Source organism: Pseudomonas sp. FG36 (genome assembly GCF_057809275.1).
In genome coordinates, this window is the sequence record NZ_JBMDJQ010000003.1 from 24208 (window position 1) to 44391 (window position 20184).

Consider the following 20184-nt stretch of genomic DNA (forward strand, 5'->3'; position numbering starts at 1 on the left):
CCTCAGTTGTTGGGGTCGCGGCGGCGGGTCAGGCGCAGGTAGAGGGCGTCCTCGTCCTGTTCCAGGCCCAGCGCCATGCGGTTCATGCCCGCGACGTAGCCGTCGCTGGCAATGGGCTCGCGCAGGGGCTGGCCATCCTCTGCCAGTGGGCTGTGGCCCAAGGCTTGGGTCAGCGCTTCGATCACCGGCGGCTCCAGCGGGCCGTCGAGGTCGCTGCCGTCGAGGTAATCCATGCCCATGTCCCAGCGCTTTCTGAGCGCGTCGAACCGGGCTTGATACTCATGACGCAACAGGCGGCGCCAGCCCGGATGGCGCGAGATCCACTGCCGACGCGCCTGTGCGTTGGCTTCCCGGACTCTGACCTCGTAGGCTACATCCTCCATAGTCCAGTCCGAAACTTCAGCGATGTGCCCATACAGCATGCCCTGCTGCGGCTCCGGGAAGTCCAGTTCTCTTGACAGGCCTGTTCGCAATACCAGGCGGATCTCGATAAGGTCCAGGCCTTCACCGAGGCCGTTGTGCAGTACATCATCCGACAAGGAGTCGAAGCGATGCAGGGCCGGCAAAATAGGTCTTTCACCGCGCGCGGCAAGTGGCAGGGCCGTCCAGGCATCCAGCTGCCTTAGTGCGTTGCGCCGGGCCACGCGGGCGTTGTACAGCTCCTGTGCCAGCACGTTCACTTGATCGCGGCGGAACAGCCGGCGGAAAAAACTGAACAACTGAGGTGTAGCGAATTCCGATCCAGCGGCCTCATCGTACGTCAACACCTCCACTTGGAGGGTGCCGAAACCATCAGCGCCCGCATCGCCGCATGTCACCGGGAACTCGTCGGCGACTTCGTTCAGGCGTGCACGCAGACGAGTGCTGCTGGCCGCTCGTTCGAGCAGCGCCCATACCTGTCGGGCAAATGTACTGGGGCGACGTCGAGCATTGGCCGACAAGCCGACTTGTTCGATGATTTGGCGCAGGCTGGTATTTTCATTGGTATCGAACAGCGCTTGCCAGATCTCCCGCTGCGCTTGGTTGGCATCGCGCAACCAATCAATCCGTGACGAGGGTTCGAGCGTACCGATGACGTCCTCGATCCGCTGTTCGACGGATGCGCCGACAATCTGCAGGCTTTCACGGGTAGCCTCCGCCAATGGGTTGTAGTTGAAGCGCCAACTGTACTGCGGACGTCTGGCCAACAGTGCGCTGAGATAGGGCGATGACAGCAGCGCATGGAGGTCTGGCACCTGCTGGATGTTGTTTATGCTCAGGTCGACCTCACGCAACATGCACGGGGTGCGCTGCATGAGGTTGCTCATCCCGGCAGGCCACTCGCTCAACTGACAGTTAGCCAGGCGCAAGGTGGCGAGGTTGCCGAGTTCGGTCAGGTTGGGGCTGGTATCGAGGGGGTTGTCGCTCAGATGCAGGTGGCGCAGCGTGCGCATGGAGCCGAGCAGGTTCGCCTGGTCGCTGTTCAGAACGATCTGGTTGGCGCGAAGGTTCAGGGTTTCCAGGCGCAGGCCAGCCAGCATTCGCCAATCGTCATGAGTCAGCGTCAGCTGGTTGTTGGGCAATTCCAGGCTGCGCAGATGGTTCAATCCAGGCAGCACCTGGTGTGCCGCTGCTGGAAGCTCCGCCAAACCGGTACCGCTCAAGGACAAAACCTGCAAGTGTGGTGCGTTTTGCAATGCCTGCAGGACTGATGTGGCACTCAACTGGGGGCTATTTCGTATATCGATCCGCCTCAGTGTCGGGAAGGACTGCAGTAAATCGGCAGGCATCTCAATCACGTTGAGGTTTTCCAGCGACAGCCTGGTGATGTGGTCGAATCTCGCGGGGAGCGCAGGTAGCGCGTCCAGGGCGACGTTTGACAGGTTCAGCACGTCGCCGTCCAGACGTTGCCAGGCCCGAACCAACAGGTCGGCGGTCCTGGTGTAATAGGCACCGACTTCTTCACCCCAGTCATGGGCGCCTCTTTCGGCCCAGGCGTGAAGCTGTTCGCGCAGCAAGGACAGCTGGGTGCGCAGGGCCTGTATCTGCTCGGCAACACTTCCCCGCAGACGCAGGGTGGCGAGCGATTGGCGGATTTCACGGCCATTCAACCCTGGGTACAGGGCATGCAGCTCGCGCTCTGCACGCGAGGCGAATATACCGGGGCTAAGTGGATATCCGTATCGCCCTTCGCTCAGGCGCAAGGGCGAGCGCCAACCCGGTCGCACAGGTTGCTGGCCGAGCAGGCGTGCTGTCGCCGGACGGTTGGCCAGTGCGGCGTGATAGCGCTGTTCTTCCGTCCATTGTGGGTGTGCGGCCAACAGGCTGTCGCTGATGAGCCGGCTGTCGTCATTGGCCAGGCTGGGGCGGTACAAGCCCAGGATCGCCCGATCCAGTCGGCACCGGGCCTGCATCAGCCGCGCCTCTTCGGCCAGTCGCAGGGGAATTCGTCCGCTGAGCAGGGCCTGGCGTTCGGCGCCGTTGGCCGCGTCCACCAACTCCTCCAGTGCTTGACTGGGCAGGCCGGGGAACACGCGGCCGATCGTCAGCGCCAGCGCAGAAGCCGGTGTGGATGGATGGTACGGGATGCTGATGCTGTCGGCCTTGATGCGTCGCAGGGCGTTCTCGAGCAGCGCGGGAGGGCGCCTGCCATCGACGTGAACCTGCTCGAGCACACCGCGTTCCAGGTCGGTACTGTCGAGTACCGCAATAAGTTCCTCATCGGTCAAGCCGCTGGCAAGCGGGCCTAGCCGGCGCATCAGCTTGACCCGTCCCCAGTCCTGTGGCCGCTCGTGCGCCATGCGCCAGGCCCCGCTGCCATTGCCGTGCAGCCGTGGCTGATAGGCCCGTGGGTTGGCCGGGTGGACAACACGCCAGTGTCCCTCGGGGTCTTGGCGGATCTCGTGCAGTGTATTGTCCAGGTCGACGAAATGCCGGTCGTCATGGCGCAAGACGCCTTGCTCGTCCGGCTGCAGGTCCGCCGGCAACTCGACCGGGCTGCGGTACTGCTCTAGCTGGGGGGGCCATAGCCGCTCCTCGCCATCCAGCCAGAGGCTTTGCATCCAGTCGACGAAGCCGGAGGCTTCTGCCAGTTTGGCGGCACCGGCAATGGCGGCCACGCTGCCCAGGTTGACCAGCAGCGACTCGACCTGGTTTACCGCTTCGGCGTTGTTACCTTCGGACCAGGCTTCGAAGCCGTGGAAAATGCTGGCCATGACCTGGCCCGCGCCCACGGCCAGCATGGCGACGTCCAGGCCGGGGACGAACATGGCTGCCACGCCGAGCAGGGTCAAGCCACGCTCGCCCCACAACGCCAGGCGCTCACGTCTGGCCCTGGCATTGATGTCCGCCGTTGACACCGCAATTCGGCGGGCGTCCTCCTGCATGCGCTGGACATGGTCATTGAACAGCTTGGGCCATACCGGGAAGGCGACCGCGACCTCATGGACCGCCAGTGCCGGGAAGCGCGTGGGACGGGGCGAATCTTGCTCCTGTCGCGAGGTGGTGGCCGGCAATCCTTGCCAGGGATGTGTGTCGGGTTCGGTTTCGGCGAAGGCGGGGGACGGTGTTTCCAGTGGGCGCATGCCGCTTGGGGTGGCTTCGAACAGTCTGGCCTTGAGCTTGCTCGCCATTCCAGGGCGGTCCTTCAGGGCGACGTGCTCCAGGAAGCGTTCGCGATAGGCGGGCTCCAGCAAGCGACGACGCAGGTACCTGCCAAAGGCCTGCAGGTTGCTGAACTCCTGCACTGGTTGCGCGTCGTCGAAAGGCAGGTAGGCGATGCAGTTCGGCGTGGCCCGCCTGCTGGATGTCAGCAGCAACAGATCGTGCAACTGGATATCCAGCATGCGCAAGACTGCTACCTTGGCCGGTGCTCCTCGGTAGCAGGGCGGCGAGTCCGTGCTACAGAGCTGTTGCAGGGCCTGGAGGCCGTCGTCTGTCAGGTGTCCGCGCATTCGCGCGATCAATGCCTGCACCCTGAGTTCATCGCGTCGGGCCTGGCTCCACAGGCCGCGCAACAGCGCTTTACGCTGGCCGCCGTAGATTTCCTGCAGGTGCTCCTGATAGCGCTGCCCCAGGTCGAGTGCACGGCAGTGGGTGATAAACGCAGTGGTGCTCAGGCCGGGGAGTGCGCTGCTGTCGTCGGCACTGACTTGCAGGGTGCTGAAAGGGCCGACCTCGGCAACACCTTCGAAATTGTGCAGGGCCGCTTCGAGCAGGCTGGTGAGATTGGCGGTGCCGGCAGGTTCCTCGATCGAGGCCGGTGTGCGGGGGGCATGATGGGACGCGTCCGGGTCGGGGAATTCGCCGCCCAGGCTCGACGTGTACGGCTGATGCCTGAATTGGGCTTGTGTCAGCGCCACCTGAATGCCCAGCCGTGCCTGCAGAAGCGGCTCGCAGAACTCGGTGATACCGCGCAAATCCTGGAGTGCCTTGGCCAGTGCCTGGTGGCTCGTCGCGCGTTGCTTGATGGCCTGGCGCAACTCGGCCTGGCGGGCGGCCGGGGCCTGGGCGAACCAGGGGGCTGGCTGCCCGTCCTGCTGGATATGCTCGCGGTGGGCACGCCGCAGCAGTCTACTGGCGTGGTGGGGATGCAGATGCCTGGTCCAGCCTGGCAGGCTGCGCAGGATCTGTTGCTGGTGGTAGGGCGGTTCGCTGTAGTGCATGGTCGCATTCCAATGGGTGGGAGCGGCCATTCAAGGGCAGGGGGTGGCGCCTGGGGCGGTACATGATTGCTGCCGTTACCAGGGCAATGGCTGACACGCCCACGACCGTTTGCCCCACAGCGGCTGCGCCGTACCCACCGTCGGTCATTGGCAGCAATGGCCTAGGGCTTCTTCGCAGGTCGGCTGCTATGGTCTAGACAAAGCCTGATCGTGGAGTTTTGCCATGCCAGCTTTCGCCATACTACGTATCGACCATGTCGTCCTGCGCGTCAGCGACCTGACCCGCAGCCTGGCTTTCTATCACGAGCTGCTCGGCTGCCCGGTGCGCAAGCGCCGGGACACGCTGGGGATGATCCATCTCGGCGCCGGTGACGGTCTGATCGACCTGGTGGCGGTCGATGGCCCGCTGGGGCGCCAGGGCGGCGAGGCGCCCGGCCAGTGTGGGCACAATGTCGATCATGTCTGCTTGCGCATCGAACCGTTCGACGAGCAGGCGCTGAGCGTGCTGCTGCATGAGGCCGGCGTCAGGGTGGAGGCTGCCGAGAAGCGTTACGGCGCCGAAGGTGAGGGCATGTCGCTGTACTGCTTCGACCCGGACGGCAACCGGGTCGAGCTCAAGGGGCCGCCATTGCCGGGTTGAAGCCTAGGCGTCGCCCGTCCCCAGCAGCAACCCAACCTGCTGGCGCCTTGGCAAGCGTCGCACCACCAGTTGGTGCGAGCGGCGCAGCAGGTCGCTCAGCTCGTCGTGGCCCATGGGGTAGGGCGGCAGCATGCTGATCCACTTCGCCCGTGCCAGGTAGGGGGCCGGGCGGATTCCGGGGCGGTCGCAATAGCCCAGGAACAGCTCGTCGGCCACCTTGAACGACAGGCCCGCGCCGCCCAGGTCCTGCACGGCGAACATCTTGTTGCCGGCCACCGAGAACACGCGGATGCCACCCCACTTGTAGTCCTCCTGCGCGCCCGGCAGGGCCAGGCACAGCGCCGCCACTTGCTCCTCGGACATCCTTTTCTCAGACATAACGCTCTCCACAGGCCTCGAACGAGGTCGCCAGGTGATCGATCCATGCGCGTACCGCCGGCAGCAGGCCGCGCCGGTGCGGGTAGACCGCCTGCAGGTAGCCCCCAGGCAGCGACCAGTCTGGCAGCAGGCGCACCAGTTCGCCACGGGCCAGCTCCTCTTCGCAGAACATCGACGGCAGGGCGGTGAAGCCCAGGCCGGCGCGTACCGCGGCATTGCGCACGACGAAGTCGTCGATGGCCAGGCGCGGCTCCAGGGCGACTTCCTCCTGCCGGCCGTTGGGGCCATGCAGGCGAAAATGCACCAACCGGTCGGCCTCGGCAGCGCCCAGCACCGGCAGGGTCCCCAGTTGCGTGGGTTCGCGGACATGGTCGGCAAACCCTGGTGCAGCCACCAGTTGCATCTGCGCCTGGCGCAGGCGCCGGGTGACCAGGGCCGGGTCCTCATCGCCCAGGTCGCGCACGCGCAGGGCTACGTCGATGCCTTCGGAGATCAGGTCGACCCGGCGGTTGAGCAGCACCATGTCCAGTTGCACCAAGGGGTACTGGGCGAGGAAGCGGCTGATGATATCCGGCAGGAATGCATGGGCCAGGGCGACGGGGCACGATACGCGCAGCCGGCCGCGGGGCTCGCTGGACATGCTGGCCACCACTTCGTCGGCCATCTCCGCCTCCAGCAGCATCGCCTGGCAATGGCTCAGATAGCGCTCGCCCACGGCGGTGAGCTTGAGTTGCCGGGTGGTGCGCTGCAGCAGGCGCGTACCCAGACGCTCCTCCAGTTCGGCGATGCGCCGCGACAGGCGCGACTTGGGTATGCCCAGCTGGCGCCCGGCGGCAGCGAAGCCACCGGCTTCGACCACCCGGGCGAAGTAGAAGAGATCGTTGAGGTCTTGCATTTGACAGTCTCATTGTTCCATCAGTGGAACAAACTAACGCGTTTTTGCCGACTTATCAGCTATTCGATGTGCCGGTAGGATTCTCTCCATCGTGATCGCCCACCGCCGCGGTCTTCATTCACAGGAGAGTCCCATGAAACTGTTGCATATCGATTCGAGCATCCTGGGCGACAATTCCGCCTCCCGCCAGCTGAGCCGCGAAGTGGTCGAGGCCTGGAAGGCCGCCGATCCGAGCATCGAGGTGGTCTACCGCGACCTGGCCAGCGACGCCATCAGCCACTTCTCCGCCGCCACCCTGGTAGCCGCCGGTACCCCCGAGGAAATGCGCGATGCCGCCCAGGCTCATGAAGCCAGCCTCAGTGCCGAGACCCTGGCAGAATTCCTCGCCGCCGACGCGGTGGTGATCGGTGCGCCGATGTACAACTTCACCGTGCCGACCCAGCTCAAGGCCTGGATCGACCGCGTGGCGGTAGCTGGCCAGACCTTCCGCTACACCGAAGCCGGCCCTGAAGGCCTGTGCGGTGACAAGAAAGTGATCCTGGTGTCCACCGCCGGTGGCCTGCACCAGGGCCAGCCGACCGGTGTCGGCCATGAGGACTTCCTCAAGGTGTTCCTCGGCTTCATCGGCATTACCGACCTGGAAATCGTCCGCGCCCACGGCCTGGCCTATGGCCCGGAGCACCGCGCCAAGGCCATCGATGCCGCCCAGGCGCAGATCGTCGGTGAGCTGTTCGCCGCTGCCTGATCGTTGCCATCGATTCAAAGCCGGCTGTCGCCTCGTGCGCCAGCCGGCTTTTTTCATCCAGTTTTCATGTGCCGCCAGTGCATTGGGTTCTATGCTGGCATCCATACCCGTGTACCGCGCAGTGCCTTGAACCTGGGAGCGCCCTGCGATGAAGCGAAGCAGCCTGCTGATGGCGCTATTCCTGCTGGGCGGCCTGTTGGCCCGCGCCGATGCAGCACCGTGGGTGGCCGGATTGCACCGGCTGACCCTGGTCGATCCGGTGGACGCCAAACCCATGCAGGCCCTGGCGTTCTACCCCTCCAGCGGCGAGGCGCGCCCGGTGCGCATCGAGGGCTACCAGACCCGTGTTGCCGAAGAGGCGCCGGTAGCCATGGGCCAGTTCCCGCTGCTGGTGATCTCCCATGGAAACACCGGCAGCCCGATGGCCCTGCATGACCTGGCCAACGGCCTGGCCCGGCAGGGCTTCGTGGTGGTGGCGGTGGTCCATCCCGGCGACAACAGCCGTGACCATAGCCGCCTGGGCACCCTCAGCAACCTCTATGGCCGGCCGCTGCAGATCAGCGTCGCGATCACAGCGGCGCGAAACGACAGACTGCTCGCGCCGTACCTGAATGACGGCAAGGTCGGGGTGATTGGCTATTCCGCCGGCGGCGAGACCGCGCTGATCCTTTCTGGCGCGCGGCCCGACCTCGAACGCCTGCGCCGCTACTGCGAGCAACGCCCCGGTGACGCCGATGCCTGCAAGACCCATGGCGTGCTGATCGCCGACCACAGTGAACTGGCGCCCCGCGCCGACGCCAGGGTGGGCGCGGTGATGCTGATGGCGCCGTTGAGCCTGATGTTCGGTCGCCACGCCCTGGCCGGCGTGCAGGTGCCGGCGCTGATCTACAGCGGCGACAACGACCAATTACTGGCCTTGGAGCACAACGCCGATGCCCTGGCGCGCAAGCTGCCGGTAACGCCTGACTACCGCCTGCTGGCCGGTGCCGGGCATTTCGTGTTCATGGCTCCATGCGACGATGAGCAGCATCAGCGCATGCCGGTCCTGTGCAAGGACGCCGAGGGTGTCGACCGTCGACATATCCATCGCTCGCTGCGCAGCGAGACCACGGCCTTCTTCAGCCAGGCACTGGGCGCACCGGAGCCCGCCGAACGTTCAGCCGCGGCGGGCCAGCAACAGGGTCAGGCCCACCCCTGACAGGGAAAGCAGGGCGGCGACGGCGAAGATCGAGGCATACCCCAGGCGCACCGCCACCGCGCCCATCACCGGGCCGGCGATGGCCAGCGCCAGGTCGAAGAACACCGCGTAGGCGCCCAGGCCGGCGCCACGGCTGCTGCTGGGTACCTGGCGGATCGCCTCGACTCCCAGGGCCGGGTAAACCAGCGACAGGCCGAAGCCGGTCAGCCCGGCGCCGAGCATCGCCCACAGCGGCGAGGGCGCCAGCCACAGCATGGTCAAGCCCAGGACCTCGGTGGCCATGCAGACGATGGCCACGTTGTAGCCGCCGAAGCGGTTGACCGCGTTGACGAACAGCAGTCGCGAAAGGATGAAGCACAGGCCGAAGGCGCTCAGGCACCAGGCTGCGCCGACCCAGCCGCGCTCCAGGTAGTACAGGGTGACGAAGGTGGTCAGGGTGCCGTAGCCGATCGACGCCAGGGTCAGCCCCACGCCGCAAGGTGCCACCCGCCCGAACGCCGACCAGAACGGCAACCGTTCACCGCCGGCTACCACGACCTCGGGGCGCGTGCGCAGCACCAGCAAGGCCAATAGCGCCAGCACCAACAGTGCTGGTCCGAGCACGGCGAAGCTCAGGCCATCCACCAGCAGCACGCCAGCGGGCGCGCCGATGGCGATGGCGCCATAGGACGCGATGCCGTTCCAGGAAATGACCCGGGCGGTATGTTCCGGCCCCACCTGGCCGATCCCCCAGCTCAAGGTCGCGACGCCGATCAGCCCCTGAGCGATCCCCAGCAGCAGCCGGCCGCCCAACAGCAGCGCCAGGCTCAGCCAGGGCAGGGCGAGAGCCCAGGCCGACAGCAGGGTCAGCACGCCGCAGCCGGCGATGCCGTACAGGCCATAGCGGATAGCGCGCTTACCGCCCAGGGTGTCCGCCACACGCCCGGCGAAAGGCCGGCTGAGCAGGGTGGCCAGGTACTGCAGGCCGATGGTCAGGCCAGCGATCACCGCGCCGAAGCCCAGCTGATCGTGTACATGGCCAGGCAGCACCGCGATCGGCAGGCCGATGCAGAGGAAGGCGATGAAGGTGTAGAAGACGATCGAGAGGATCTGCAGGGTGACACTGGAAGCGTGAGGGGCTGTCATGGAGTCGTTCGCGGGCGGGCGGTGGGGCTGTGCCCATCATGGCTGCGGCGCGAGGGAAAAGGAAGCAGGCTAACTAATTAAACGCAACGCGGGGCAAGCCCGCTCCTGCGAATGCTGCGAAGGCACTGCAGAAGCGGGCTTGCCCCGCGATGAAGATGACTCAGCGTTGGGTCAGACCACCACACCCTGGCTGCGCAGGTAGTCGTCATAGGTACCGCTGAAGTCGACCACGCCCTCGGGCGTCAGCTCGATGATGCGGGTGGCCAGCGACGACACGAACTCACGGTCGTGGCTGACGAACAGCAGGGTGCCCGGGTAGTTTTCCAGCGCCAGGTTAAGCGCCTCGATCGATTCCATGTCCAGGTGGTTGGTCGGTTCGTCCATCACCAGTACGTTGGGCTTTTGCAGGATCAGCTTGCCGAACAGCATGCGGCCCTGTTCACCACCGGAGATCACCTTCACCGACTTGAGGATCTCGTCGTTGGAGAACAGCATGCGCCCCAGGGTGCCGCGGATCACCTGCTCGCCGCTGGTCCACTGGCCCATCCAGTCGAACAGCGTCACGTCGTCCTCGAAATCGTGGGCGTGGTCCTGGGCGTAGTAGCCCACTTCGGCGCTGTCGGTCCACTTCACCGCGCCCGCGTCCGGCTTCATTTCGCCGACCAGGGTGCGCAGCAGGGTGGTCTTGCCGATACCGTTGGGGCCGATGATCGCCACGCGCTCGCCGGCCTCGATAGTGAAGCTGAAGTCCTTGAACAGCACCTTGTCGTCGAAGGCCTTGGCCATTTTCTCGACGATCACCGCCTGGCGGTGCAGCTTTTTCGTCTGCTCGAAGCGGATGAACGGGCTGACACGGCTCGATGGCTTGACCTCGGCCAGCTGGATCTTGTCGATCTGCTTGGCGCGCGAGGTGGCCTGCTTGGCCTTGGAGGCGTTGGCCGAGAAGCGGCTGACGAAGGTCTGCAGCTCGGCGATCTGGGCTTTCTTCTTGGCGTTGTCCGACAGCAGTTGCTCGCGCGACTGGGTGGCCGCGGTCATGTACTCGTCGTAGTTGCCCGGGAACAGGCGTAGCTCACCGTAGTCCAGGTCGGCCATGTGGGTGCAGACGCTGTTGAGGAAGTGACGGTCGTGGGAAATGATGATCATGGTGCTGTTGCGCGCCGTGAGGATCGTTTCCAGCCAGCGGATGGTGTTGATGTCCAGGTGGTTGGTCGGTTCGTCGAGCAGCAGCACGTCCGGGTCGGAGAACAGCGCCTGGGCCAGCAGCACGCGCAGTTTCCAGCCTGGCGCCACTTCGCTCATCGGGCCGAAGTGCTGTTCCAGGGGAATGCCCAGGCCCAGCAGCAGCTCGCCAGCGCGGGATTCGGCGGTGTAGCCGTCCATCTCGGCGAACTCGGTTTCCAGCTCGGCGACGGCCATGCCGTCTTCCTCGGTCATTTCCGGCAGCGAGTAGATGCGATCGCGCTCAGCCTTGACCTTCCACAGCTGCTCGTGGCCCATGATCACGGTATCGATCACGGCGAACTCTTCATAGGCGAACTGGTCCTGGCGCAGCTTGCCCAGGCGGGTGTTGGGCTCGAGCATCACCTGGCCGCCGGACGGCTCAAGGTCGCCGCCGAGGATCTTCATGAAGGTCGACTTGCCGCAACCGTTGGCGCCGATCAGGCCGTAGCGGTTGCCGTTGTTGAATTTGACCGAGACGTTTTCGAACAGGGGCTTGGAGCCGAACTGCATGGTGATATTGGCGGTGGAGATCAAAGCGCTTACCTATCAGTAACTTACGCGGCTGGATTCTCGGCTGATACCGATTTGATACCAATCTTGAGCTTTTCCAGCTCGCTCCAGTCGGAGCTTGAGTTGAGCCAACGCGCATACGTCGACAGCAGCATTTGCACGCTGTGACCCAGCTGTTGGGCGATAAATGCGGGGTTGAGGCCAGACATTAAGCATATTGTCGCATAGGTGTGACGACAGTTGTATGGGGGCCTCCTCCTGATGCCCAGCTCATTCAGCACCGGCACCCACTGCTTGTGCAGGTCCGACGTCTGTTTCACGTATTCGCTCCCTTTCGACGGGGGGGAAACGTAGGGCGTATTGGCCGCCAGTCCCTTCCCTTGCTTGCGCCGCTCGGCGTACTCCCTGGCATACTGCAGCGCTCGCAAAGCCCTCTCGTTCAGCAGAACGAACCTATCCCTCCCTGTCTTCGTTCTTTCCTCAACCTCGCCCAAGGCGATGGTCCTCCTGACGTGAACCGTCCTTTTCTCCTCGTCGATCACCTCCCACCGTACCGCCAGGGCCTCCGACAGCCTGAGCCCGGTAAAGAACATGAACTCGAACAGCGCAGCGTAGATTCGGCTTGGCCAATGCGGGTGTTCGTACAGCCTGGCGATGATCGCGTTCGCTTCTTCAAGGCTGAACGGGTCGATCTCCTTGCGCGACCGCTTCGGCAGGTCGATCACCTCCGCTGGATTCTTGCTCAGCAGGCCTTCTCGCATCGCGGCGGCAAGGATCGTCGACAACCTGGTGATCGCGTTGCGCTTGACGTTCGCCGACGTCCACTCGGTTTCCGTGATGATGCGGCGGATCAGCGTGGTTGTGATGAGATCGATGCGCACCATGGCCAGCCGTGGCACCCAGTACAGATTCAGCGCGCTCTTGTAATTGTTATGCGTTCCCTGGGTGATTTCTCGGCTGTCCAACCAGAGCTGGGCGTACTCGCCGAATGTCGGCTTGCCGCCCACTACGGTCTGGGACCCGGGGAAGAGCTCGGCGTACTTCTCCTGGTCCAGCAGACCTAGCTTGTTGAGGCTGGCTACCTGATCGCGAAGGGTGGATGCAGCCTTGACCCCTTTTTGTGTCGGGGGATAGGGGAGCGTTTCACATCGACGGACACCATCCCATGTGAAACGTATGCGGAGGGAGCCGCGGAAGATTTCGACCCCTCGGGGTAAATCCATTGGCTTTCCAGCCATTCGTCGTACCTCTTCTTGCTGTAGATGATCCGGCCGCCGTGCTTCATCCAGACGCCTTCGGGGATTTTGCCTTCCTGGCGCCGGTGCTCGAGGGCGCGCTTGGTGCAGCCGATCAGCTCGGCCATGCGTTTTTCGGTGACCTTGTCGACGTCACCGGTGCTTTCGGTTCCCATGGGATGGTCTCCACGCCGCCGGTGGCGGCAGGTTTGTCAGGCCGTGGCCTGGGCGATGGTCTGCTCGAAGCGCGAGGCAAGTTCGGCATTGACCTGGGCCTTGGCCAGGCTGTCGGCGGTGCCTTTGGCGCGGTGCAGGTTTTCGTACTTGCGCAGCTGGGCAGCAGCGTCGATCAGGTCGGCCAGCATCGTCGGTGCTGCGGCAATCAACTTGGCGTTCGACCGGCGCAGGTCCAGACTAAGCTCTGCCGCCCCAATCTCACTGAAGGTCACGCTGCTGCCGCAATCCGCGATCATCCAGCCATCGGAGGGCAGCGCTTTCACGCCATCGCCGCTGTCGGCGCCAAGGCCGGTGAACACTTCGGTGTCGTTCAGGACTTCCCACGGGCCTGGTGTGTGCTTATGTTTTTTCATGGCAATAGCTCTCCATGCCCGCTGTCGGCGGGCTTGAGTAGTTGGGGGAGGGGTTACTCGCTGTACTGCTTGCGGATGCGGCTGGCGATGGCGCGTAGGTCGCCGTCCATCTCGAACATCTCGTTGTTGTCGCGGCGCGAGACGACCCCGGACCTGATGACGTTGCGGCCGCCAAGGATCCAGGCGGCCAGCAGGATCAGTGCAGACTCAAGCTGGCGCCGTAGCCAGCCTGTATGCGGGATCATCGCGGCGCCCGATAGATCAGGTAGGCCATGTAGGCGAGGGCGATCATCGCGTCAGCTCCTTTGGCACGTGGGCGATGGCGCCGATCTTGGCGGCGGCGATGGCGCGGCAGGCGGCGATCAGGGCGCTTTCGCCGGCCTGACAAAACTCGCCCTTGTCTGTAATAACCCAACCAGCCCACACGTCGTCGGTGCTCTGTGGGCAGTGCAGGCTGACCATATGGCGCTCGATCAGCGGTCCGCCCAGCGACCAGTCTTCCCACGGGTTGTAGCGTTTGGTGTTCTCCGTGGCCTGGCCCTGGTACCGAGCGAACACGCGCCAGGGGTTGCCGTACTCCGGAGGTACCAGGATCAGGTCCAGGCCTTCAGCGATCCCGACCGCCCAGCCCAGGGCCTCGCCGGCCAGGTCTGCCGTCTTCACTTCGATCAGGTCGGTCATGGCATCTGCTCTCCGCGCTGGGCGGCGACGCTGACGATTGCAGTCCGCGCAGCCTTCCGGCGATCGCCCTGGGCGTGCTCGCTGTTCACCCAGATCATGGTGTCATCAGCCCAGACGGCCTCATCCTCACCGGAACCTTCGACGTTGATCTGCATGCCCAGCCCAATCGCAAGCTTGAATGCGTCGCCGTCGTTGATGTTGGGGTTCCAGTGGGCTCTGGTGCCTAGCTGGCCCTTTATGCGCAGCGGCCATTTCGGGTCGCTGCAGGTGCAGGGCTCAACTTCAAGCCCGGCGGCCTTCGCGGCGAGCAGAAGCTCTTCGAGTTCAGTCACAGCTGATACCTCTCATCAATCCAGCGCCCAGGCGCCAGTGCGGGTGTAGGTTCGGGTTGTGTTTCGTGCGGGGAGAGCTGGCGCTCGTTGCCGGCCTGGACGTTTGGCCTCAGCATCCACTCAGGCAGGCAGGACAAGGTGCTTCCTCCGGCCGACCAGCAGAGGACGCCGTTGGCTGAGTCGCGATAGACGTTTAGTATCGTGGTAAGCGTGCGAATGTCCGAGCTTGGGAAGTGGCTGGCCATCCTCTCGCGGTTGGCCTGGACGCGCGCCTGCTCGCGCTCGTCTCGGCACTGGGCAGGATCGCTACTCCAGCAGTCAGGCTGGCAACCGGTCAGGGTGGCAAGTAGCAGGAGGCAGAGGGCGAGGCGGGTCATTGCTGCACCTCGCGGCGCGCCCACTGCACATGCGGGCCGTCTTCCGTGTCGAAGATGCCCATTAAGAACCACTCAGGACCTGGCGATTCCGGCTCCCAGCCGTTGCAGTGGCCGGCGCCGTCGAAGTACGGGTGCTCAACCAGATCCGAATCCATACCCCAGGTCTTCAGCTCAAGGCCTTGCTCAGTTGCCCAGGCCATGTACGGTGCCGGGTCTTCGCCGCCATCCAAGGAAGGGATGTCGGGATGACTCCACCAACCATCTTGGTCGCGCTTGACTGCCACGCGTTGGATCAGCTTGATTTCTTCAGGCATGACGATTCCTTTGCCGCTCGCTCGCGGCAGTGAATAGAGGGGAGAGGGGTTACAGCTGGATGGAGTACAAATGTGCTCTTGTCAGGATTTCTTCTTGGCCTGGCGCGCCTTGAATCGCTCGTATGGACCGTCGGGCAGGTCGGCGATCGCGTTGGCGGCGTCGATCAGCAAGTCACCAAGGGCAGTGCGGCCCTTCGGCACAAACTCCTTGTACCTGGTGCCGGGCGGGTAGTAGGCGGCCCAGGCCATGCGACTGCAGAGCTCGGTGGCTTCGTTCAGCCCTTGCGCTCGACCGTCCGAGAGCAGCTTGGCACGGCGCGGATCCATCCAGTCGAGCTCACCGTTTTCCAGTTGATCGATGCGTTGGTCGCGATCGGTAAGGTCGGCTTGCAGCTTCGCCACCAGCTGTTTCAAATTGGATACTTCATCCATCTCCGACAGATGCGACTGGCTATTCACGTGTTGCTCTCCCTGGCGATGCGTTCGCATTTGATGCGCTTGCCACATGCCGCGCCCAGTGCAGCGTCACCCCGGCACACAACAGCAGGCACGGGAGGGGACTTGATTGCCTGACGCTTCCATGCTGGCCATGGCGCCACTATCTCTGCGCAGCGGTCGCAGTAGTCGCGGAAGGCCTGCTTAGCGTTCGGCTCTGTGCTGGATCGGTTTTCTGTGGGCATGGGGATACCTCGGCAAGTAATATTCTGCCAAATTGTCAAATGGGTAGAAAAATGCTCAACGATTACGGCAAGAGTCTCTTCAAACCGTGGTGCTCAGTTCAAAATGTCTTGGTCGCTCTGGCGGTTTTTTTTCTCATTGTTCTTGGCATTCGGACGGGGAGCATCACCTGGAGCGACGTAGCGAGCTGGGTGCAGGCAGTCGGCTCCATCCTTGCAATTTGGGGGGCATTTCGGGTGGGAAGCCTGGCTCACGAGCGAGAAAAAGAGCGCAGGATCCAGGAAATACAGGAAGAGAAAGACCAAACCAAAGGCATGTTGGTGCGTATATCACAGCTTTTATGGTTCGATCTGACGGAACTCCGTATTGCTCTTTCGGAATCGACCAAGGATTTTGGAAGCCCGTCGCTGGTTAAGTACGTGGCGCTCGGTGGAGACAGCAAATGGCCTCATACGTTGGAGGCTCTGCGGTCGGTTGATGTTAAGCATGTAAACGGAGTTCAGAATCTGCTCCTCATGGATCTAAAAGTAGCCTGCAGTTTCGCTATTAAAACCTGTGAACGGCTCGGGGAGTGGAACGCACTGGGGGACGAAGAGCGTTTAGTTATCACCCAGGTTGTCTACCATGAAGGGCGAGCCGAGCAGGCCTTCAATGTATTAAGTGGGGCGTTTTTTTCAGAAGCAAACCTAACACCATTCAAGCAGCAAGGCGCTGATATAGCTCGATGAGGTCCGAGGCGTTGGCTGCCACCAGTGCCCGGGCTTCGTCCTTGCAGACGCTGTTGCCAAGCAGCTTCACCTGGTTGGCGCCTGAGATTTCTTTCCAGTACAGCTGGCCTGTTTCCTCGTTGAGGAAGAGCCCGCGGTCGATGATGTACTCAGCCCGGAAGCCTTGGGCGCGCTTCAGCTCGTGCGGCTTGAGCATGCGAAGCGTGATGTCGATCATCACGTAGTCGCCAACCATCACCACGTCGGCATGCTCGGTGAAATGCTGCGGAAGGTATTTGCGCATGAACGCGGCACATTTGCGGGCGCCGGCCAGCTGCTCATCCGTCAGGGTATGGGTTTGCAGCTGCACGACCTGCACCACGGCCATCCGATCCTTCGACGGAATGGTGTGCATCGGCTCTCGCATGGATATGCCGTCTTTCTCGGCGCCGTAGTACTTGACCAGATAGGCCGTGACCATCGAAGACCTGCAGGCCATCAAGGCCCTGTACAGGCAAAAACTCAAAGACCTCAGGAGGGCAGCAGCATGATCTACTCGAGCGTATCCGGAGCAGTGGTTGCAGCCCTGGCGGCAGGTGAGAAAGGCGCGGCGAAGGGCCAGGCCTGGCAGAAGCTGTACAACCCGAACGAAGAGGAGGGTGGCTGCCTCGCTTTGCTGTCGTCCGCCGGCGGAGATCTGGACCGAACTCAGGTCGACTACTGGCTGGCGGCGCGCATCCACCACCAGCTGATCCCGCGCCACTGGGATGCCTTGGTGGCGAAGTACAGCACCAGCAAGGCGAAGAAGGTGCAGGCGATCGCCGCGGTAAAGCCGCTCATCGCAAGCCCGGCAAAGCCGCTGTTTGTGTTCAAGGCGGTCACCGCATGGGCTATACCGAAACTGCCAGGCGCCGGCCGCAAGAGTGCCAGGTCGGTTTCGGTTGACATCCCGCTGGACCTGCCTGAGTGGCGCCGTGAGGCCCTCATTCGTGCCGCAGTGGCTGCTGGAGCGTCGGAGCGCAAGCGCGTCGATGCGGTTGAAGAGGATGTTCTGATCCTGCCGGACAGCTTCTACGACATGAACACCTGGGATCTCGACGCAGCGCCAGAGTCGACCAGGCGCCGGTGGCGAGCCGACATCAACGACAAACTCAATGGCATGGTCGATGAAGCGATGACTCAGGTTCAGCAAATCCTGGAGGCGGAGGGCCTGCTTCTGAGTCATGCAGCGTAATCGCCTATTGACATCAGTGAGCGACTGAGCGAAATTAGCTCCATCCTGTCATTCCTGCGCGTGTTGAGGAGTGACTATCAAAGCCCGGCGGTCCAGTCGGGCTTTTTGCTGCGAGGCAATGGATATGCGAACGCCGCTCCTGCTTCTTGCCCTTTTCTCCTCCTTAGCCAATGCCGACTTCGTGCAGCCTTCGCATGATTGCAGCGAGCCGATCATCCCCTACGAATTCGAAGATGCGTACGAGCGAGAGCAATTCCTGAGCGATGTTGAGGAGTACAAGTCCTGCATGCTGGAATTTGTTGAGGAGCAGCGAGACGCTGTGCGCAAGCATAACTCGGCGGCTGACGATGCCATTGAAGAGTGGAACGTATTTATCAAGTCGGTCTAACTGCCGGCCGTGCCAAGAGGCCCGACCATGTGCGGGTTTTTATTGCACAAAGAGGCCCTAAACAGGGCCTAGCACGGGCCAGGAAGGTCCCGATCGGCGTCAGTCCCAGTCCCAGCACCTGTCCGGGGGAAGCGAAAAATACTGATTGTGCATACAGTATTTTTGTGGCAGTATTGTTCTTGCCCTGCCGTTACACGCCGGGTCCTCTCCCAAGAGCTACGAGCTCTCGAAGGCCGCGAGCCTCTGGTTATCGCCACTGAGCGACATGAATGCGAAATTTTTCGCAAAATCATTCGACTAAAGGTAGATAGCTATGAACCAACTTAAAGCTGGCCAAAAATTCATTAACCTGCCCGGTTTTGATGACTATGTTCGCCCGATTGTGTCGCCTTCAAACAACCCAACCGGCATCGTCATTCGTACTTGCTTCATCTACGGCGGGCGTTTGCTCACTGGCTCTGTCACTCCGACTCAGCCAACGCTGAACAATGTTCCAACCATCTGGCTGGCGGATGGAATGATTCCTTACGAGATTGTCATCCCTGCGGGAATGGGGCTCTGGTATGCGCCTGGCAGCTCTAACTCCAGATTTTACGCTACCTACGACGTACTGAGCTGATTCTGTTCCCTGGTTTGTCAGTCTTAGCTTAAGCAAGCCCGGCCAAGAGCCGGGCTTTTTGTTGCCCGCACAGACCCTCGAGAGGCCTCTATTTCTTAAGGATATCCAATGGCTGAACCAGCTAGCACTACTGCCGGCGTCCTGCTGGTGAAGTACGGCGTTATCATCGGTGGCTTTGCAGGAGCAATCCTCTCGCTGACCTTCTTGCGGGGCCTTACCCGCGACCAGGCGGTCGCCGCCTTCTTCACCGGCTTCGCATCGGCAGTTTTCTGCACCCCGCTCGCCATCAGCTACTTCAGCCTTGGCACCAGCGGAGAAACCCAATACGGCGTGGCCTTCCTGATAGGCCTTCTGGCAATGAACATCATCCCGGTGCTGAAGTCGCTCGTGGGTCAGTTCGGAGCCAAGGGAGCGACCTGATGAGCTCGACCCTGATTTCAGTCCTGATCGGCGCCAATGCCTTCCTGAGCGTTATGGTGGTTCTCGCCGCGTGCGACTACTTGCGCAGGATCAGGCCCATGGATGAGCCGCTGTTGGCGGTGGCGTTCTACCTGGTCGCCATCGGCGCGTTCGGCTCGTTCGTCCTGGCCATGAACGGCTATGTGCCCACCCTGTACGGCGTGATCCTCAAGTTGGGGATCGTCCTGTATGCGGTAGCCCGGCGCGGCCATGTATTTCAGCCGGGGTAGGGCGCCACAAATTCCAGATGCGCCGTTTCGTGGCGCGGGAGTAGCCATGAGCAACGTCACGCGAATTCGCCATGAGCTGCCAGTAAGCCTGGATATCGTCAATGCGGTGGCTGAGTTCGATGCAGCCCTGGTTAAAGCGATTGATGCCGCCAGGCAGTCGGACTTCCGCAGGGGCTGCTGGTTGGAATGCTGCTTGGCCACGCACATGCCGAAACGCACAAGATGGTGGCCGAATGAAGGTTGTCGAGTTCCAGCGCGAGAACTGGCGCGACGCCCCCCGGACCCTGCGCAAGATCGCAGATCAACTGGAGAGCGGCGAACTACCGGTGTGCAGCATTGGAGTCATGGCCATGCGTGACCCGCTCGGCCAGGTAGAGCTGTTCGCTTTCGGCCCGGTAGCCGACGACCTGCAGTCACTGGCCATGTTCAGGCTGGCGGAGCAGAAACTGATTGATGTGCTGCTGGGCGACGGGGAAGGGTAGGTGTGCCGCAGGTGAGTGCGGCAGGTAGATAGCCTACTTTTTGAAAATCACGTTCGCGCTGACGATTAACTGGCCATTGACCGTTACCTTGCAGTCGCGCCCAACCTCGGTTTTTTCATCTGTGCCAAGTACAGGGTTGCACTGCAGAAACACCTTCTTGCCTCGGTAGTCGCGAGTAACACCAGCAGTTGTTGTGCTTGCAGGCTCTTTCATGAATTTTCTATTCCATGGGCCGAAGTAGATCTCTGGCTCACCGCCGCCGAAGAATCCCGACTCGGGCGTAGCACAGATAGTGCCTTCCATCCTTTCGCCATCAATGATGTTCGCGTCCGTATAGCAAGAGATCAGGCCTGAGCCGGTGACCAGATCCGTCGGCCCTCTGTTGATCCATGTGGGGGGCGCGACACATCCGGCCAGAGTTGCTGTGGCAAGCGCGAACGCCAAGATAGAAACGCTTTGAACGCGGAACATGGAATGAGTATCCCTACATTTGAAAGGAC

26 protein-coding genes and 1 pseudogene are annotated in these 20184 nt (G+C 62.6%); 11 read left to right on the forward strand and 16 right to left on the reverse strand.

Annotated elements, in window-relative coordinates; genetic code table 11:
- Positions 1-2: 2 nt before the first annotated feature.
- Positions 3-4643: a dermonecrotic toxin domain-containing protein gene (locus ACODS9_RS03875; protein ID WP_489093269.1), complete on the reverse strand. Its 4641-nt coding sequence runs from the start codon at positions 4641-4643 to the stop codon at positions 3-5.
- Positions 4644-4866: 223 nt separating this feature from the next.
- Here ACODS9_RS03875 and ACODS9_RS03880 point away from each other — a divergent pair, with 223 nt between their 5' ends.
- Entirely contained in the window at positions 4867-5283 is a 417-nt protein-coding gene (locus ACODS9_RS03880) for a VOC family protein (protein ID WP_401108386.1), read from the forward strand.
- Between the two features lie 3 nt (positions 5284-5286).
- Here the strand turns inward: ACODS9_RS03880 and ACODS9_RS03885 are convergent, their stop codons facing one another.
- Entirely contained in the window at positions 5287-5661 is a 375-nt protein-coding gene (locus ACODS9_RS03885; protein ID WP_046855489.1) for an MmcQ/YjbR family DNA-binding protein, read from the reverse strand.
- The gene (locus ACODS9_RS03890; protein ID WP_489093270.1) at positions 5654-6556 is read right to left on the reverse strand and encodes a LysR substrate-binding domain-containing protein; all 903 of its coding nucleotides are present in this window, start codon (positions 6554-6556) and stop codon (positions 5654-5656) included. Before ACODS9_RS03890 ends, ACODS9_RS03885 begins: the two co-directional genes overlap by 8 nt.
- Before the next feature lie 133 nt (positions 6557-6689).
- On the opposite strand from ACODS9_RS03890, the gene ACODS9_RS03895 reads away from it, so the two are divergent.
- The gene (locus ACODS9_RS03895) at positions 6690-7301 is read left to right on the forward strand and encodes an FMN-dependent NADH-azoreductase (protein ID WP_401108392.1); all 612 of its coding nucleotides are present in this window, start codon (positions 6690-6692) and stop codon (positions 7299-7301) included.
- 148 nt (positions 7302-7449) lie between these two features.
- Positions 7450-8499: an alpha/beta hydrolase family protein gene (locus ACODS9_RS03900; protein ID WP_489093271.1), complete on the forward strand. Its 1050-nt coding sequence runs from the start codon at positions 7450-7452 to the stop codon at positions 8497-8499.
- Here the strand turns inward: ACODS9_RS03900 and ACODS9_RS03905 are convergent.
- The 11 genes from ACODS9_RS03905 to ACODS9_RS03955 all read right to left on the reverse strand — a co-directional run bounded on the left by ACODS9_RS03905 (position 8458) and on the right by ACODS9_RS03955 (position 15346).
- The gene (locus tag ACODS9_RS03905; RefSeq protein WP_489093272.1) at positions 8458-9624 is read right to left on the reverse strand and encodes an MFS transporter; all 1167 of its coding nucleotides are present in this window, start codon (positions 9622-9624) and stop codon (positions 8458-8460) included. The genes ACODS9_RS03900 and ACODS9_RS03905 overlap by 42 nt on opposite strands.
- Positions 9625-9795: 171 nt before the next feature.
- Positions 9796-11382 (reverse strand): ABC-F family ATPase, encoded by a 1587-nt coding sequence (locus ACODS9_RS03910; protein WP_046855494.1) that lies wholly within the window; start codon positions 11380-11382, stop codon positions 9796-9798.
- A 20-nt stretch (positions 11383-11402) separates the two neighbouring features.
- Complete coding sequence (locus ACODS9_RS03915) at positions 11403-12536, reverse strand: tyrosine-type recombinase/integrase (protein WP_489093421.1); 1134 nt, start codon at positions 12534-12536, stop codon at positions 11403-11405.
- The gene (locus ACODS9_RS03920) at positions 12437-12769 is read right to left on the reverse strand and encodes a hypothetical protein (protein ID WP_489093273.1); all 333 of its coding nucleotides are present in this window, start codon (positions 12767-12769) and stop codon (positions 12437-12439) included. Before ACODS9_RS03920 ends, ACODS9_RS03915 begins: the two co-directional genes overlap by 100 nt.
- Positions 12770-12805: 36 nt before the next feature.
- Positions 12806-13183 (reverse strand): hypothetical protein, encoded by a 378-nt coding sequence (locus ACODS9_RS03925; protein ID WP_489093274.1) that lies wholly within the window; start codon positions 13181-13183, stop codon positions 12806-12808.
- A gap of 53 nt (positions 13184-13236) precedes the next feature.
- Positions 13237-13428, reverse strand: a complete 192-nt coding sequence (locus ACODS9_RS03930; RefSeq protein WP_489093275.1) for a hypothetical protein — start codon at positions 13426-13428, stop codon at positions 13237-13239.
- A 43-nt stretch (positions 13429-13471) separates the two neighbouring features.
- Positions 13472-13864 carry a DUF2591 domain-containing protein gene (locus ACODS9_RS03935; protein ID WP_489093276.1) on the reverse strand — a complete coding sequence of 131 codons (393 nt, stop codon included), beginning with the start codon at positions 13862-13864 and terminating at the stop codon, positions 13472-13474.
- The gene (locus tag ACODS9_RS03940; protein ID WP_263158032.1) at positions 13861-14196 is read right to left on the reverse strand and encodes a hypothetical protein; all 336 of its coding nucleotides are present in this window, start codon (positions 14194-14196) and stop codon (positions 13861-13863) included. The genes ACODS9_RS03935 and ACODS9_RS03940 overlap by 4 nt, the downstream gene beginning before the upstream one ends.
- Entirely contained in the window at positions 14193-14441 is a 249-nt protein-coding gene (locus tag ACODS9_RS03945; RefSeq protein ID WP_489093422.1) for a hypothetical protein, read from the reverse strand. Before ACODS9_RS03945 ends, ACODS9_RS03940 begins: the two co-directional genes overlap by 4 nt.
- A 128-nt stretch (positions 14442-14569) precedes the next feature.
- Entirely contained in the window at positions 14570-14887 is a 318-nt protein-coding gene (locus ACODS9_RS03950) for a hypothetical protein (RefSeq protein WP_489093277.1), read from the reverse strand.
- A gap of 81 nt (positions 14888-14968) precedes the next feature.
- Complete coding sequence (locus ACODS9_RS03955) at positions 14969-15346, reverse strand: hypothetical protein (RefSeq protein WP_489093278.1); 378 nt, start codon at positions 15344-15346, stop codon at positions 14969-14971.
- 272 nt (positions 15347-15618) lie between these two features.
- Here ACODS9_RS03955 and ACODS9_RS03960 point away from each other — a divergent pair, with 272 nt between their 5' ends.
- On the forward strand, positions 15619-16293 hold the full coding sequence (locus ACODS9_RS03960; protein ID WP_489093279.1) for a hypothetical protein: 675 nt from the start codon (positions 15619-15621) through the stop codon (positions 16291-16293).
- On the opposite strand, the gene ACODS9_RS03965 is transcribed toward ACODS9_RS03960, so the two are convergent.
- Positions 16262-16753, reverse strand: a complete 492-nt coding sequence (locus tag ACODS9_RS03965) for a hypothetical protein (RefSeq protein WP_489093280.1) — start codon at positions 16751-16753, stop codon at positions 16262-16264. The genes ACODS9_RS03960 and ACODS9_RS03965 overlap by 32 nt on opposite strands.
- Between ACODS9_RS03965 and ACODS9_RS03970 the strand changes: the two are divergent.
- The 7 genes and pseudogenes from ACODS9_RS03970 to ACODS9_RS04000 form a co-directional block, all read left to right on the forward strand.
- Positions 16746-16823: pseudogene (locus tag ACODS9_RS03970) on the forward strand (recombination protein NinG); the annotation flags it as partial. The gene ACODS9_RS03965 and the pseudogene ACODS9_RS03970 overlap by 8 nt on opposite strands.
- On the forward strand, positions 16820-17506 hold the full coding sequence (locus ACODS9_RS03975) for a hypothetical protein (RefSeq protein ID WP_489093281.1): 687 nt from the start codon (positions 16820-16822) through the stop codon (positions 17504-17506). The pseudogene ACODS9_RS03970 and the gene ACODS9_RS03975, both read left to right, overlap by 4 nt.
- A gap of 124 nt (positions 17507-17630) precedes the next feature.
- Positions 17631-17894, forward strand: coding sequence for a hypothetical protein (locus ACODS9_RS03980; protein WP_489093282.1), 264 nt, complete (start codon positions 17631-17633; stop codon positions 17892-17894).
- Between the two features lie 313 nt (positions 17895-18207).
- The gene (locus ACODS9_RS03985; protein ID WP_489093283.1) at positions 18208-18513 is read left to right on the forward strand and encodes a hypothetical protein; all 306 of its coding nucleotides are present in this window, start codon (positions 18208-18210) and stop codon (positions 18511-18513) included.
- Between the two features lie 108 nt (positions 18514-18621).
- Complete coding sequence (locus tag ACODS9_RS03990) at positions 18622-18933, forward strand: peptidase M48, Ste24p (protein WP_489093284.1); 312 nt, start codon at positions 18622-18624, stop codon at positions 18931-18933.
- A complete protein-coding gene (locus ACODS9_RS03995) occupies positions 18933-19202 on the forward strand; it encodes a hypothetical protein (protein ID WP_489093285.1) in 270 nt (89 codons plus the stop codon). Before ACODS9_RS03990 ends, ACODS9_RS03995 begins: the two co-directional genes overlap by 1 nt.
- Positions 19203-19435: 233 nt before the next feature.
- Positions 19436-19684, forward strand: coding sequence for a hypothetical protein (locus ACODS9_RS04000; protein ID WP_489093286.1), 249 nt, complete (start codon positions 19436-19438; stop codon positions 19682-19684).
- 33 nt (positions 19685-19717) lie between these two features.
- Here ACODS9_RS04000 and ACODS9_RS04005 read toward each other — a convergent pair whose 3' ends face one another.
- Entirely contained in the window at positions 19718-20155 is a 438-nt protein-coding gene (locus ACODS9_RS04005; protein WP_489093287.1) for a hypothetical protein, read from the reverse strand.
- Between the last annotated feature and the right edge of the window lie 29 nt (positions 20156-20184).

Coding starts and splice junctions, on each gene's coding strand:
- ACODS9_RS03925 (WP_489093274.1), bottom strand. CDS start 13,183: ATGAAAAAACATAAGCACACACCAGGCCCGTGGGAAGTCCTGAACGAC.
- ACODS9_RS03945 (WP_489093422.1), bottom strand. CDS start 14,441: ATGGCCAGCCACTTCCCAAGCTCGGACATTCGCACGCTTACCACGATA.
- ACODS9_RS03935 (WP_489093276.1), bottom strand. CDS start 13,864: ATGACCGACCTGATCGAAGTGAAGACGGCAGACCTGGCCGGCGAGGCC.
- ACODS9_RS03895 (WP_401108392.1), top strand. CDS start 6,690: ATGAAACTGTTGCATATCGATTCGAGCATCCTGGGCGACAATTCCGCC.
- ACODS9_RS03890 (WP_489093270.1), bottom strand. CDS start 6,556: ATGCAAGACCTCAACGATCTCTTCTACTTCGCCCGGGTGGTCGAAGCC.
- ACODS9_RS03990 (WP_489093284.1), top strand. CDS start 18,622: ATGGCTGAACCAGCTAGCACTACTGCCGGCGTCCTGCTGGTGAAGTAC.
- ACODS9_RS03885 (WP_046855489.1), bottom strand. CDS start 5,661: ATGTCTGAGAAAAGGATGTCCGAGGAGCAAGTGGCGGCGCTGTGCCTG.
- ACODS9_RS03920 (WP_489093273.1), bottom strand. CDS start 12,769: ATGGGAACCGAAAGCACCGGTGACGTCGACAAGGTCACCGAAAAACGC.
- ACODS9_RS03975 (WP_489093281.1), top strand. CDS start 16,820: ATGATCTACTCGAGCGTATCCGGAGCAGTGGTTGCAGCCCTGGCGGCA.
- ACODS9_RS03985 (WP_489093283.1), top strand. CDS start 18,208: ATGAACCAACTTAAAGCTGGCCAAAAATTCATTAACCTGCCCGGTTTT.
- ACODS9_RS03880 (WP_401108386.1), top strand. CDS start 4,867: ATGCCAGCTTTCGCCATACTACGTATCGACCATGTCGTCCTGCGCGTC.
- ACODS9_RS03930 (WP_489093275.1), bottom strand. CDS start 13,428: ATGATCCCGCATACAGGCTGGCTACGGCGCCAGCTTGAGTCTGCACTG.
- ACODS9_RS03900 (WP_489093271.1), top strand. CDS start 7,450: ATGAAGCGAAGCAGCCTGCTGATGGCGCTATTCCTGCTGGGCGGCCTG.
- ACODS9_RS03875 (WP_489093269.1), bottom strand. CDS start 4,643: ATGCACTACAGCGAACCGCCCTACCACCAGCAACAGATCCTGCGCAGC.
- ACODS9_RS03965 (WP_489093280.1), bottom strand. CDS start 16,753: ATGGTCACGGCCTATCTGGTCAAGTACTACGGCGCCGAGAAAGACGGC.
- ACODS9_RS03980 (WP_489093282.1), top strand. CDS start 17,631: ATGCGAACGCCGCTCCTGCTTCTTGCCCTTTTCTCCTCCTTAGCCAAT.
- ACODS9_RS04005 (WP_489093287.1), bottom strand. CDS start 20,155: ATGTTCCGCGTTCAAAGCGTTTCTATCTTGGCGTTCGCGCTTGCCACA.
- ACODS9_RS03950 (WP_489093277.1), bottom strand. CDS start 14,887: ATGCCTGAAGAAATCAAGCTGATCCAACGCGTGGCAGTCAAGCGCGAC.
- ACODS9_RS04000 (WP_489093286.1), top strand. CDS start 19,436: ATGAAGGTTGTCGAGTTCCAGCGCGAGAACTGGCGCGACGCCCCCCGG.
- ACODS9_RS03960 (WP_489093279.1), top strand. CDS start 15,619: ATGCTCAACGATTACGGCAAGAGTCTCTTCAAACCGTGGTGCTCAGTT.
- ACODS9_RS03905 (WP_489093272.1), bottom strand. CDS start 9,624: ATGACAGCCCCTCACGCTTCCAGTGTCACCCTGCAGATCCTCTCGATC.
- ACODS9_RS03995 (WP_489093285.1), top strand. CDS start 18,933: ATGAGCTCGACCCTGATTTCAGTCCTGATCGGCGCCAATGCCTTCCTG.